Annotated in this window: 12 protein-coding genes; 8 read left to right on the top strand and 4 right to left on the bottom strand. The window is 61.3% G+C overall.

The features are described from left to right. Together Q8O80_RS14665 and Q8O80_RS14660 are read right to left on the bottom strand one after the other, a co-directional pair. Window positions 1–1074: transglycosylase domain-containing protein (locus Q8O80_RS14665; protein WP_305580524.1), on the bottom strand; the 1074-nt coding region annotated here is incomplete at its 3' end. Window positions 1075–1259: 185 nt separating this feature from the next. Beyond that, window positions 1260–2570, bottom strand: a complete 1311-nt coding sequence (locus Q8O80_RS14660; protein WP_305580522.1) for an N-acetylmuramoyl-L-alanine amidase — start codon at window positions 2568–2570, stop codon at window positions 1260–1262. A 554-nt stretch (window positions 2571–3124) separates the two neighbouring features. On the opposite strand from Q8O80_RS14660, the gene Q8O80_RS14655 reads away from it, so the two are divergent. From Q8O80_RS14655 to Q8O80_RS14645, 3 genes are all read left to right on the top strand, one after another. Continuing rightward, window positions 3125–5821, top strand: a complete 2697-nt coding sequence (locus tag Q8O80_RS14655) for a ribonuclease E/G (RefSeq protein WP_305580520.1) — start codon at window positions 3125–3127, stop codon at window positions 5819–5821. A 48-nt stretch (window positions 5822–5869) separates the two neighbouring features. Beyond that, window positions 5870–6562 carry a YafY family protein gene (locus tag Q8O80_RS14650; protein WP_305580518.1) on the top strand — a complete coding sequence of 231 codons (693 nt, stop codon included), beginning with the start codon at window positions 5870–5872 and terminating at the stop codon, window positions 6560–6562. Window positions 6563–6625: 63 nt separating this feature from the next. Beyond that, window positions 6626–6997 (top strand): VOC family protein, encoded by a 372-nt coding sequence (locus Q8O80_RS14645; RefSeq protein ID WP_305580516.1) that lies wholly within the window; start codon window positions 6626–6628, stop codon window positions 6995–6997. Window positions 6998–7053: 56 nt separating this feature from the next. Here the strand turns inward: Q8O80_RS14645 and Q8O80_RS14640 are convergent, their stop codons facing one another. Both Q8O80_RS14640 and Q8O80_RS14635 read right to left on the bottom strand, forming a co-directional pair. Next, window positions 7054–7623 carry a hypothetical protein gene (locus Q8O80_RS14640; protein WP_305580514.1) on the bottom strand — a complete coding sequence of 190 codons (570 nt, stop codon included), beginning with the start codon at window positions 7621–7623 and terminating at the stop codon, window positions 7054–7056. A 101-nt stretch (window positions 7624–7724) separates the two neighbouring features. Continuing rightward, a complete protein-coding gene (locus tag Q8O80_RS14635; RefSeq protein WP_305580512.1) occupies window positions 7725–8870 on the bottom strand; it encodes a pyridoxal phosphate-dependent aminotransferase in 1146 nt (381 codons plus the stop codon). 154 nt (window positions 8871–9024) lie between these two features. Between Q8O80_RS14635 and Q8O80_RS14630 the strand changes: the two genes are divergently transcribed. From Q8O80_RS14630 to Q8O80_RS14610, 5 genes are all read left to right on the top strand, one after another. After that, entirely contained in the window at window positions 9025–9897 is an 873-nt protein-coding gene (locus tag Q8O80_RS14630) for a DsbA family protein (RefSeq protein WP_305580510.1), read from the top strand. A 91-nt stretch (window positions 9898–9988) separates the two neighbouring features. Further along, window positions 9989–10426 carry a type II 3-dehydroquinate dehydratase gene (gene aroQ, locus Q8O80_RS14625; protein ID WP_305580508.1) on the top strand — a complete coding sequence of 146 codons (438 nt, stop codon included), beginning with the start codon at window positions 9989–9991 and terminating at the stop codon, window positions 10424–10426. 34 nt (window positions 10427–10460) lie between these two features. After that, window positions 10461–10952: an acetyl-CoA carboxylase biotin carboxyl carrier protein gene (accB, locus tag Q8O80_RS14620; protein ID WP_305580506.1), complete on the top strand. Its 492-nt coding sequence runs from the start codon at window positions 10461–10463 to the stop codon at window positions 10950–10952. 10 nt (window positions 10953–10962) lie between these two features. Next, the gene (gene accC, locus Q8O80_RS14615; RefSeq protein ID WP_305580504.1) at window positions 10963–12309 is read left to right on the top strand and encodes an acetyl-CoA carboxylase biotin carboxylase subunit; all 1347 of its coding nucleotides are present in this window, start codon (window positions 10963–10965) and stop codon (window positions 12307–12309) included. Between the two features lie 177 nt (window positions 12310–12486). After that, the gene (locus tag Q8O80_RS14610; RefSeq protein ID WP_305580502.1) at window positions 12487–13026 is read left to right on the top strand and encodes a M15 family metallopeptidase; all 540 of its coding nucleotides are present in this window, start codon (window positions 12487–12489) and stop codon (window positions 13024–13026) included. Window positions 13027–13208: the final 182 nt, after the last annotated feature.

Genomic DNA, 13208 nt, shown 5'->3' with positions numbered 1-13208 from the left:
CACGACCGCCAACTGCCACTCGGGCACGTCGTTCAGCGGTATGATCTTGCTGACATCAACGCCCCAATCGGGCCCCAGCGCGATACTGGCTACCGGCTCGCGAAAACCCTTGCCGTGATCATAGGCTATCAACCCGTCCATCAACGCCCGGCGGGCATATTCCTGAAGTTTGGGCTCCAGCGTCGTGCGCACCGACAGCCCGCCGCCATACAACTGATCTTCGCCATAAAGCGTGGCCAGTTCGCGCCGCACTTCCTCGGTGAAATATTCGGCGGAATAAAGCTGGCTGCCACCCGAGCGTGGAATAACGTTGAGTGGCTCTGCCTTAGCCGAAGCCCCCTGCTCCGCTGTGACATAACCATTCTCGATCATGCGATCGATAACCCAGTTGCGCCGCTCAATGGCCGCCTGCGGCCGGCGGAAGGGATGGTAGTTGTTGGGCCCCTTGGGCAGCGCCGCAACATAGGCCGCTTCACTCAGCGTCAGCTGATATAGCGCCTTGTCGAAATAGTTCAGCGCCGCCGCCGCGACCCCGTACGAGTTCAGCCCGAGAAATATCTCATTGAGATAGAGCTCAAGGATACGGTCCTTGGAAAACGTGGATTCAATACGGATCGCCAGCAGCGCTTCCTGAAGCTTGCGGTCCCAGGTCTGGTCGGCTGTGAGCAGGAAGTTCTTGGCCACCTGCTGGGTAATCGAGGAGCCGCCGCCCTGAATCGCATTATTGCCATCCAGCCGAGCCATCAGATTGTCGCGCGCCGCGCGGAACACCCCATCAATGGCGATACCGCCGTGACCATAGAAATCCTTGTCTTCTGCTGACAGAAATGCCTCGATCAGCAAGGGCGGCACCGTCTCGATCGGCTGAAACAGTCGCCGTTCGCGGGCAAACTCGGCCAGCAGCGTCCCGTCAGCGGCATGCACGCGCGTGGTAACAGGCGGTTGGTAGTCCTTGAGCACCGTGTAGTCGGGCAACTGGGAGGACACCGTCGTGAGATAATAGGCACCGGCGCCCACAGCCAGCAGGGCCATAAACATACCAAAGCCGAACAGCCAGCCGATCAAGCGCAGCATTTATTCAATCTCTCCGCAGCGCTGCCTCGTAAAGCCAGGGACGCTTGATGGTCAATGCAGTGCCGCCCGCGGGGCACCGGTTTCGTTGGCAGAATCATAGCAGAGACGCGTCGCAAAGTGGATCAAAAGCCCGCTAGCTTTCCGCCACGGCACCGCTTGCCGGCGGCGGTGACCGATTTGTCACATCACTCGTCAGCCCCCAGGCCATCAAAATAGGTTGATATCCCGCGCGCCAAGGCATCGGCGGTCCGCCCCTGCCAGTCGCCCTGCAGCAGATTGGCCATATCGTCCGCATTGGACAAAAAGCCCAGCTCCACCAGAACGGACGGCACATCGGGGGCCTGCAACACAAAGAAATCGGCCTGTCGCACCGGAAACCGCCGCAGCGCCACACTCGGTTCGAGCTGATGCACGATGGAACGCGCCAGCGTGTAGGACTGATGCCGCATTTCGCGGCGCATCAGATCAAGCAGGATATCGACCACCTCGGGCGCCATTCGCGGCATCGCAAAGCCGGCAATCACGTCGCTCTTGTTCTCGGAATCCGCCAGCACCTTGTCCAGCACATCGGTGGCATTCTCATCGCGCGTATAGACGCTGGCGCCACGAATTTCGGGCTGCTGGAAGCTGTCGGCATGGATGGACAGGAAAATGTCGGCCTTGTTGGCCCGGGCCAATGCCACGCGCTCTTCCAGCCGCAAATAGCTGTCGTCTTCGCGCGTCAATGCCACGTCGAACCGTCCCGAAGCGATCAGCAATTGCTGCAGCTTGAGGGCGAAGGCCAGCACAATGTCCTTTTCCTTGATGCCACCGGGTGCTTCGGCGCCGCTATCGATGCCGCCATGGCCCGGATCGATCACCACAAGGGGCCGTGTCGCAATCGGTAGTTCGGAGCCGCCCGCCGGAGTCGAGGCGTCCGCCACCGGTACCGCTGCCCCCGACGCTTCAAAATCCTTGGCCACATTGGCCGCAAATTCCTCGGCAGTGGCGGGAATGATATCGACCACCAGACGCGCCGGCTGATCCTCGAACGCCGCCAGCACATAGGCCTGTTGCACCTGTGCCGGCGCGGACAGCATCAGCGTGGTCCGCACCCGGTCAGGGCCAGCCTGTTCCAACTGGTACTGGGCAATCACCCCTTCATCGGTGACCTCGACATTGGGTTCTGGCACAGTGGAGGTGGCGGCACGCACATCAATTGCCAGCCGGTCCGGTTCGCTCAGCGACACCAGGGCGAATTCTGTCTTGTCAGCGAGATCGATTACCAGCCGCGCCCGGTCCCGGGTTTGCGTCACCCGCGCATCCATCACATTGGGCAGGCCGACGGACGCCACTTCTGGCGCTGCAGCGTCTTGCCCAGTCGCCCCGGTCATCAGCGACGCCAGACAGATCAGCAGCGGTAACAACAATGTGCGAACAGGTTTGAACACGCGCAGATCGGACCCCTCACTCGTCAGCGTCGCCCATTTCACCCATTTCAGGCGATTCGACGGCACCTGCCGCACTTATGCGATGATTTGCCGATCTGGCCAACATGGCGACGACAATGCGCCCAAATTTGCCGGCAATGCTGGCCTGTGGAGTTTCCTGTTGCCATTTGGCCGCGACATCCCTACACGCTAAGGATGAAGCGCAAGCTTCTCGGTACACTCGTTTTTGTGGCTTCAAGCTAACAATGACGGAGCGGGAAGTGATCGGGACAAGAGGCGAAGAGACCCCTCCTGATCCTGGTTTGGATGCGGCATTTCTTGCGCTTTTATACGAATTTCGGCCCCATCAGGGCCGGACGGTTGTCGGCCATCCTCGGATGCGGGCAACCCAATAGGAAGAGGTCAGATGGCCCGCAGGCGGACAACACGCGACGCGATCGAACAAGACGATTGCCGCTTTGCCACGCTGCAACTTTCGGCCATGACCATTCATACTGGCGCGCACCAGGCAGAGCTTCTGCGCGCACCACCCCCCAAACCATTCGCCTCGCACTGCGCTACCAGAAGGATCCCGGTTCTCCGGCACCCTCTTGTCGGCGCGCGAGCGCGCGGAGTTCATTATGGCTACCAAAAGAATGCTGGTGGATGCCATCCACCCGGAAGAAACACGGATCGTCGTTACTGCAGGTAACCGGCTCGAGGAATTCGACTTTGAATCGGCGACCCGCCGCCAGTTGCGGGGTAATATCTATCTCGCCAAGGTGACGCGCGTTGAGCCGTCCCTGCAGGCCGCGTTTGTCGAATATGGCGGCAACCGCCACGGCTTTCTGGCTTTCAGCGAAATTCACCCCGACTATTACCAGATCCCCATTGCCGACCGCGAAGCGCTGCTACGCGACGAGGAAGAAGAGCACGCCGAGGACAACGACGATATTTCGCTGCCCGAGGGCGTGAACGAACCCGACGCGGACGCTGATCCACAGGACACTGAAGACCACAGCAACATCGAGCAGGCGCCAGCCAATTCCGAGCCCGTCGAATCGATCGGTGGCGCGGACGCACTTGAGGAAGTGCCTGAGCGTCGCCGCCAGAGCCAGTCACGCAAGCACTACAAGATCCAGGAAGTCATCAAGCGCCGCCAGGTCATGCTGGTACAGGTGGTCAAGGAAGAGCGCGGCAATAAGGGCGCGGCTCTGACCACCTATCTGTCGCTGGCCGGCCGCTATTCCGTACTGATGCCCAATACCGCCCGTGGCGGCGGAATCTCTCGCAAGATTACAAACGCGGCCGACCGCAAGCGCCTCAAGGAGATCACCTCCGATCTTGAAGTGCCCCAGGGCATGGGCGTCATCCTGCGCACCGCTGGCGCCTCGCGCACCAAGGCCGAGGTCAAGCGCGACTTCGAATATCTGATGCGGCTGTGGGAAAGCGTGCGCGAGCTCACGCTCAAAAGCCAGGCACCATGCCTGGTCTATGAGGAAGGCTCCCTGATCAAGCGGACCATTCGCGATCTCTACAACAAGGAGATCGACGAGGTTTTTGTTGCCGGCGAAGCCGCCTACAACGAAGCCAAGGACTTCATGCGCATGATCATGCCGAGCCACGCCAAAAACGTGCAGCTCTACAAGGATGATCAGCCGCTATTCTCCAAATACGGCATTGAAGCCCAGCTCGACTCCATGTTCTCGCCCACGGTGACCCTGCCCTCGGGCGGCTACATCGTCATCAACCCGACTGAAGCGCTGGTTTCGATCGACGTGAACTCGGGCCGCTCCACCAAGGAGCACAATATCGAGGACACCGCGCTCCAGACCAATCTGGAAGCCGCCGATGAGGTGGCCCGCCAACTGCGCCTGCGCGATCTGGCCGGCCTGATCGTCATCGATTTCATCGACATGACGGAAAACCGCTCCAACCGGGCCGTCGAGCGCAAGCTCAAGGATTGCCTCAAGGACGATCGCGCCCGCATCCAGGTTGGCCGCATCAGCCATTTCGGCCTGATGGAAATGAGCCGCCAGCGCATCCGCTTTGGCGTGGTCGAAAGCTCAACCCACAAATGCCCGATGTGCGACGGCACGGGGCTGGTGCGTTCGGTCGAGTCGCTCGCTCTGTTGATCTTGCGCAGCTTCGAGGATCACGTACTGCGCCGCGCCGGCGAGTCGATCAATGTGCGGGGGCCCATCGAGGTTGCCCTCTACATTCTCAACTTCAAGCGCGAAACCCTGACCACGCTGGAAATCCGCAATCAGCTGTCGATCACCATCACCGCCGACGGCAAGATGACTGGCCACCAGTTCGCCATCGAAAAGGGCGACGTCCGCGTCACCGCCTATGCCGAACAGCGCAATGCCGACCATGTCCGGGTCGACAGCGCCATCATTGAAGACGATGGCGACGATGATATCGTTGACGAGGTCGAACTCGAGGACGAGGAAGCCGGAGAGAAGCTCGCTTCCAACGCCGACGCCAGCGATGGCGAAGGCCGCACCCGCCGTCGCCGTCGTCGTCGCCGTGGCGGTGCCGATCGGGGTGACGAAAACGGCCAGCGTCCGCCTCAGCAGCGAGCCGCACCGGTTGCTGATGAAGACGCGGCTGCCACTGTCGACACTGATGCCGAAGGCGATGGTGAAGACAGTGACGAGAGCGGCGTTCATGCCAACAATGAAGGCGCCGATGGCGAGACGCGCAAGCGCCGCCGCCGCGGCCGCCGCGGTGGCCGTCGCAACCGTCGCGATGGCGAAGAGGGTGGCGAACAACTCCCCGCTACTGCCGACACCGAGCTGACACCCGACACGGTCGACGCCATTGCCGACACCTTGCTGGTCCAGGACGAGGTTGCCGCTCCGGCCCCAATCGCCGAGGATGCTACCGAGGAGCCGGCAGAAAAGCCCAAGCGAACCCGCCGCCGCAAGCCGGCAGCTGGTACCGAACCCACCGGTCCTGAGACGGCGCCGGCCGCAAAAGCTGAGGCCGCACCGGTCGAGGCCGCCGCCGAGGCAGCACCAGAAGAGGCTGCCGACGAGAAGCCCAAACGCAAGCCACGGGCCCGCAAGCCCAAAGCTCCTGAGGCGGCCGCGGAAGCCGCAGCACCGGTCGTCAGCGTTGCTCAGACAGCACCTGCGCCCAAGCCTGCTGCTGCGAGCGGAGCATCACCGGCGGCGGAAGATGCGCCGAAATCGCGCCGCGTGAAAAAGGAGCTCCCCGCCGAAGGCATCGTGGTCTCCTCCAGCGCACCCAAGGCCAAAGCGGAGAAATCCGAAGAGGCCGAGCCCAAGAAGAAAGCCGGCTGGTGGCAGCGCCGCCTCGGCCTCGGCTAGATATTCAGAAGGCGGCCCTCGGGCCGCCTTCATTGCTTTGGAGCGCCAATGTCACGGACCGCTCGCCTGCTCGACCTGCTGCAACTGCTCCGCAATCGTTCAACCCCGGTGAGCGGCAATGATCTCGCCAGTGCGCTGGGCATTTCGATTCGCACGCTTTATCGCGACATCGCCACGCTTCAGGCACAAGGCGCTGACGTGGCAGGCGAGCCGGGCCTGGGTTATGTGCTGCGCCCCGGCTTTACCCTGCCGCCCCTGATGTTCTCCGCAGACGAAATCGAGGCGATCGTGCTGGGCTCGCGCTGGGTCGCGGCCAAGGCCGACGATAGCCGCCTCAGCCAATCGGCCAATCAGGCGCTGGCCAAGATTGCCGCCGTGCTGCCGGCCGAGCTGAGGCACCGTATCGAGGCCACCAATCTGCTGGTGGCCCGTGGAGTGACAACGCCGTCCAGCGTTGACGCAAGCCAGATTCGCCTCGCCATTCGTCACGAACACAAGCTCGCCATTACCTATCGCGGACCCGATGGCACCGAGTCAGAACGCACTATCTGGCCGTTCATGATCGGCTTTTTCGATGCGGCGCGGATCGTCGCCGCCTGGTGCGAAATGCGTCAGGCCTATCGCCACTTCCGCATTGATCGCATCACGGCACTCCATCCTATCGCCGAGCGCTACCCGCAGCGGCGCGCGGTCCTGCTCAAGCAGTGGCGCGCCGATAATGGCATTGCGCCTCCGACATGATCACCACTGCCGAAAACTGACAGCCCGACGCGCTAATTACGGTTCATCAACACGGAGATGACCATGCGCACCCTCAACTACATTATCCTTGCCGTCGCTGACCCCGCTGCCAGCGCGGCGTTCTATACCGCCCTGCTGGGGGTTGAGCCGGTGGAGAATTCTCCTGGCTTTGTACTCTATGTACTGCCCAATGGCATCAAGCTGGGCCTGTGGATCGCCAGTGAGATCAACCCGGCACCACTGCCCGCCGGTGGGGTGGAAATCACCTTCAGCGAGGCCAGTGAAACCGATGTGCGCGCCACCCACACGCAGTGGCAGGGCAAAGCCACGATTTTGCAGCCACCTACGTCCATGGATTTTGGTTTCACCTTTGTGGCTGCTGACCCCGACGGCCACCGCCTGCGTGTTTTCAGCCCACCGCCAAAACCGCGCTGACTGCCGGTGCAACTGGCGGCGTAAACGCCGCCAGTATTTGTTTGTCGACCCCGCCCTCAACCGCGCTTGCCGATTTCCTCGCGGCGAACGATATTTACGCCATTCTCCACCGTCCGCAGAATGGCCAGCTGCGCATGGGGTTCGGCCGCCCGACCGCGCGCCGGATCGTCCATGCGAAACCGATCGGGGCCCAGATAATTCCGCGTCTCGATATACACGTGCTCCCGCCCGATCTGGGCGGCCAGCCGCGTGGCGATGCTTGCCCCCTCGGCAGGCACGTTGATGACGTCGTCAAAGCCCATTTCAATGCTCGCCCGGACCTCATCGACCGAAGCGTCACGCAGGAAGGCGACCACAGGGGCGTAGCACAGGCTGACCGAACCGGAATGGCGCAGGTGATTGAGCAGTTGCGTCTTGTCAGTAGGCGGGAAATCGAAATGAACCAGGAAGAATACCAGCCGGTGCGCGAATGGGGCAGGCTTCAACAACGGCGAGTAGGCGATGACTTCGCCGAACCGCAGCCGCTCGGCAAGCCGCATCAGCGCCTCGCCATCGCGCTCGTTATTGGCAGCCACGATGGCCACGCTATGCGCCAGCACATCTGGATCAGCCACCTGGGTGGCCATGGCTCGACCTCCTCGTCTAACCGCGGGCCCAGCCTAGCACATCACAGGTGAATTATTGTTTAGTCCGGCGCGCCGTCCTGCGGCCCGGTATTCATCTTGCGCTAACGCAACAAGCCGCCCATGCGCTCAAGAGCCAATTGAACCGTTTCACTCTTGCCGGCATAGGACAGCCGCACATAGCCTTGCCCGCCGACCCGATCGAAATCAATGCCTGGGGTCATGGCGACGCCAGCCTGCTCCAGCATCCGCATGCAGAACGCCATCGAGTCATTGGAAAATCTCGAAATCCCAACATAGGCATAAAACGCCCCGTCCGCAGCCGCACCAACATCAAACCCCAGCTCGCGCAGTCCTGCGTCGAGCAGTAACCGATTGGTTGCATATTCGGCTTTTCGCGCTTCCGCATAATCGCGTTCCCCCAGCGCCACATTGGCCGCAATCTGGCTTAGGGTCGGCGCCGATATGAACAGGTTCTGCTGCAAAATCTCGGCCCGCCGCACCATTTTGGCAGGCAGCACCATCCAGCCTATGCGCCAACCGGTCATGCAATAGTATTTCGAAAAGCTGTTGATGATGATCGCGTTGTCCGTCAGTTCCAGCGCGCTGATCGATGGCGCGCGATAATCCAGCCCGTGGTAGATCTCATCGGAAATCAACACGATGCCCAACCGCTCGCAGGTGGCGACAATGTCGGCCAACCCAGCCCGGTCCAGTGCAGCGCCGGTCGGATTGGCCGGGCTGGCAAACAGCAAGCCGGCAAATGGCTCCCTGGCATGGGCGGCGGCAATATCAGCGCCTGTCAGGCGCCAGCCATTGCCCACCGAGAGCGGGATTTCCGAGATCTCGAACCCCAATCCGAGCAGCGTGTTGACATAGGCCGGATAGCCCGGCCGGGTAATGGCGATACGCGCGCCTGGCCGGAATGCGGTATGAAAGGCCAGAATGAAGCCAGCGGATGACCCGGTGGTGCAAATGATTGCCTCTGCATCCACCGCCACCCCATGCTGGTCCTGATAATAGCCCACCAGGCCAGCCCGCAACTCATCCAGCCCCTTGGCATTGGTATAGCCCTGCGCCAGCGGCAACGCCTGGCGGACCGCCTCAAGCACCCGCGGCGCCGGCGGCGACGCCGGTTCGCCCAGTTCGAGATGGCAGACGCTGCGCCCGCTCGCCTCCATGGCCTTGGCCCGCTTGAGGATTTCCATGGCATGGAACGGCATCAACCCATCGGCAGCAATATCGGTCATGGTCACTCCTTGGCATATCCCGGCCTATCGGGAACCGCCCTGCCTCTCAACAACAATTGATGGCAGTGCCAAGCTCGTGTTCACTCTTCCCTGCTAATTATGTTCCAGCTCTGCTAGAAGGCAGGCATTGTTCAGGACCGGAGTTCCAGCCCCCATGTCACGCGTCACTATCGCTCTTGTCGCTCTCACAGGCATCCTTGCTGGCGGCCTCGGATATGCCACCTTGGTGCCGCCGGCGCCGCACACCGACAATGTGGCCGTGCAAGCGATGATTGATGACGCGATCAGTGCCTATGACACCGAGCGCAGCGCAGCCATGGCAGCCGCCCCGGCGCAGGATGTTGCGGCAATTACGCCCGAGGCGATCAACGCGCAGATCGAATCGTTCCTGATGAATGACCCCAAGATTCTTCAGCGCATGTCGGTGGCACTCGACTCCACGCTCCGCGCCGAAGAGCGAGAGCAGGCCACCGTCGCGATTGCCTCCATGCAGGAGGCCATTTTCAACGATCCAGGCCAGATCGTGGTCGGCAATCCTGATGGCGATGTGACCCTTGTGGAGTTCTTCGACTACAATTGCGGCTATTGCCGCTCGGCCTTGCCCGATCTGGCTACTCTGCTGGCCGAAGACCCCGATCTGCGCGTAATCCTGAAAGAATTTCCCATCCTTTCCAACGAATCCATCGACGCAGCCCGCGTCGCTGTTCTGGTTGGAGAGGCTGACGCCGACTACTGGAGCTTCCACGAGGCCCTGTTCACCAGTCGCGGCAAGGTCGACAAGCAGGTGGCTCTGGCGGCCGCGGCCGATCTTGGCCTCAGCCCGGTCAGCCTGGAACTCGACATGGGCAAAGACAGCGTCTCCAAGACCATCCAGACCTCCTATGAAATTGCCAAGGCGCTCAATATCACCGGCACGCCGACCTACATCATCGGCAATGAGGTGATCCCCGGCGCCATTGGCATTGAAGAACTGCGTCAGCGCATCGCCAATATGCGCGCCTGCGGCCAGAGCCTGTGCGATAGCTGAGCATCTTCATTCACCGGTGCTTTGCTTTTCAGTGCATTTCGTGTAACCGCGCTTGCTTGGATACGAACACCCGGTGCACAAGGCTGACATCATGGTAAAGCGCGTTCTCGTCCTCAATGGCCCGAACCTCAACCTGCTCGGCACGCGCGAGCCGGGCATCTATGGCGCTGACACGCTCGCCGATGTCGAAACACTTTGCCAGCAGGCCGGCAGTGAGCTGGGCCTGAGCATTGACTTCCGCCAATCCAATCACGAAGGCGAGATGGTCACCTGGATTCAGGAGGCTCGCACCACCGCCGACGCGATTCTCATCAACCCGGCAGCCTATTCCCACACCTCGGTGGCCATCCCCGATGCGCTCAAGGCGGTGGGCTTGCCCGTCGCCGAGGTGCATCTGACCAATATTCACCAGCGCGAAGCATATCGACACCATTCCTATGTGTCGGCGATCGCCTATGGCGTCATTTGCGGCTTCGGGGTCACCGGGTATAGAATGGCGCTGATAGCGCTCGCCGAAAAACTCAAATAACGATCAACGCGCAATGCGCGGGAGACCGACAAGAATGACCAAGTCATCGCAAGTGGATCAGGACCTGATCCAAGCCATCGCCGAGCTGCTGAACAAGGAAGATCTCGTGGAGATAGAGATCGAGCAGGAGGATTTCCGGGTCCGGGTCACCCGCTCTTATCCCAATGAAGGCGTGACCTACGCTGCGCCGCAGCACTATGCGCCTGCCCCATCAGCAGCGCCGACCTCGATTGCACCAGCCGGCTCGGTTGCTGCAGCCGCTCCTGCCAGTGCGGAAGACCTGGCTTCCAACCCGGGCACCCTGACCTCCCCCATGGTCGGCACCGCCTACAGTTCGCCCGAACCCGGCAAGGCCGCCTTTGTTGCCGTCGGCTCCAAGGTGAGTGAAGGCCAGACCCTGCTGATCATCGAAGCCATGAAAACCATGAACCAGATCCCCGCACATCGCTCGGGCACCGTTACGCGTATCCTGTTCGAGGATGCCCAGCCGGTCGAATACGGCGAGCCACTCGTCGTCATCGAGTAAGGGGAGCCCCATGTTCCAGAAGGTCCTGATCGCCAATCGCGGCGAAATCGCTCTGCGCATCCTGCGTGCCTGCAAGGAACTCGGCATCCAGACCGTAGCCGTACATTCCACCGCCGATGCCAACGCCATGCATGTGCGCCTTGCTGACGAAAGCGTCTGCATCGGGCCACCGTCGGCCAAAGACAGCTATCTCAACATTCCCTCGATCATGGCCGCCATCGAGATCACCGGCGCTGACGCCGTGCATCCCGGCTACGGCTTCCTGTCCGAGAATGCGCGCTTCGCCAAAATTCTGACCGAGCACAAGGTGACCTTCATCGGTCCCTCCTCGCACCATATCGACATCATGGGCGACAAGATAACGGCCAAGAAGACCGCCGTGGAGCTTGGCATTCCGGTGGTTCCGGGTTCGCCCGACGCCGTTGAGACCGAAGCTGACGCCAAGCGCATGGCCAAGGAAATTGGCTATCCCGTGCTGATCAAGGCAACCGCTGGTGGCGGTGGTCGCGGCATGAAGCTGGCAAATTCGGAAAAGGACGTGCTGACGGCCTGGTCGACGGCCCGCGCCGAGGCAGCTGCTGCCTTTGGCAATGGCTCGGTCTATATGGAAAAATATCTCGGCAAGCCGCGCCACATCGAGGTGCAGATCCTCGGTGACGGTCAGGGCAATGCCGTGCATCTGGGCGTCCGCGACTGCTCGCTGCAGCGCCGCAACCAGAAGGTCTGGGAAGAGGCTGGGGGCCCCACTATCAGCCCCAAGGAACGCGACGAAATCGGCGAAATCTGCGCCGTTGCCATGCGCAAGCTGAAATATGCCGGCGCCGGCACCGTCGAATTTCTCTACGAGAACGGCAAGTTCTACTTCATCGAGATGAACACCCGCCTGCAGGTGGAGCATCCCGTCACCGAGCGCATCACCGGCATCGACATTGTCTATGAACAGATCCGTGTCGCCTCAGGCGAGAAGCTGTCGATGACGCAGGACGAGGTGAAGTTTGTCGGCCATGCCATCGAAGTGCGCATCAATGCCGAAGACCCGCAGACCTTTGCGCCGTCACCGGGAACGATCACCTTCTACCATCCTGCCGGTGGTGTTGGCGTGCGTGTCGATTCGGCGGTCTATCAGGGCTACAAGATCCCGCCCTATTACGACTCGCTGATTGGCAAGCTGATCGTCTATGGCCGTACCCGCGACGAATGCCTGCAGCGCCTGCGCCGCGCCATTGATGAGTTCGTCATCGACGGCATCAAGACGACGCTGCCGCTGTTCCAGCGCCTGATCAAGGAGCCCGACATTCTGTCGGGCAATTATGACATTCACTGGCTGGAAAAATATCTGGACGATAACAAGGTCTGATGCAAAGGGGCGCACTGCGTCCCTTTTCTTTGCCCTACCGCACCCCATCGCTCCAGGCGGCTTCCCCGCAAATAGGTTGTATCCCTGACTACACCGCCAGCAGGCGTTTCATTACCGTCCATCTTGCGCGCCGCGCCAGCATGGCCCATCATGCGGCTGGCCCTATAGGGGGACAATATGGCAATTGCGTTGGACGGCCTTGATCCGGCATTCCGATCCAAGATGGAGGACCTGCTCGGCAATCTGGTTGCAGTCGGGGTGGACATGCGACCCTATTACGGGCTGCGCACGCTTGAAGCCCAGGCGAAGCTCTGGCGGCAGTCGCGCGCCATCCAGGAAATTACCGCAGCCATCAAGAAATTGACCAGCGCAAAGGCCAACTTCCTGGCCAGCGTCCTCGACGGCGTCGGCCCCCAGCACGTCCCCCATGTCACCAATGCGCTGCCCGGCCTGAGCTGGCACCAATGGGGCGAAGCTGTCGACTGCTTCTGGAGCCTGAATGGCTCGGCTGAGTGGTCCGCCAGCACGAAAGCCGACGGCATCAACGGCTACCGGATCTATGCGAGCTTTGCCAAAGACATGGGGCTGGATGCCGGCGGCTTCTGGCACAGTTTCAAGGACTGGCCGCACGTGCAGATGCGGTCCGCCGGCTCACCCATCAGTGCGGGCATGACCTTGGCAGAAATCGATGCCGAGATGCACAATCGCTTCGGGTAACTAGTCACCCTGGCGTGACGACGGAACCCATTGGGCGCCCCTGCGCGCAAACGCGCATGGCCCAGATTGGCGTCAAATGCTAAAACCGGGTAGTTCCGGAGTTGCACCATGTCACGCCGCCAATATCCCTTCGACCTCGACATCACCCCCGAACTCATCATACGCGCCTACCGGGCCGGCAT

Origin of the sequence: Devosia sp. (assembly GCF_030689745.1) — a bacterium.
GTDB lineage: Bacteria > Pseudomonadota > Alphaproteobacteria > Rhizobiales > Devosiaceae > Devosia > Devosia alba.
This window is presented reverse-complemented; position numbering and strand designations above follow the sequence as displayed.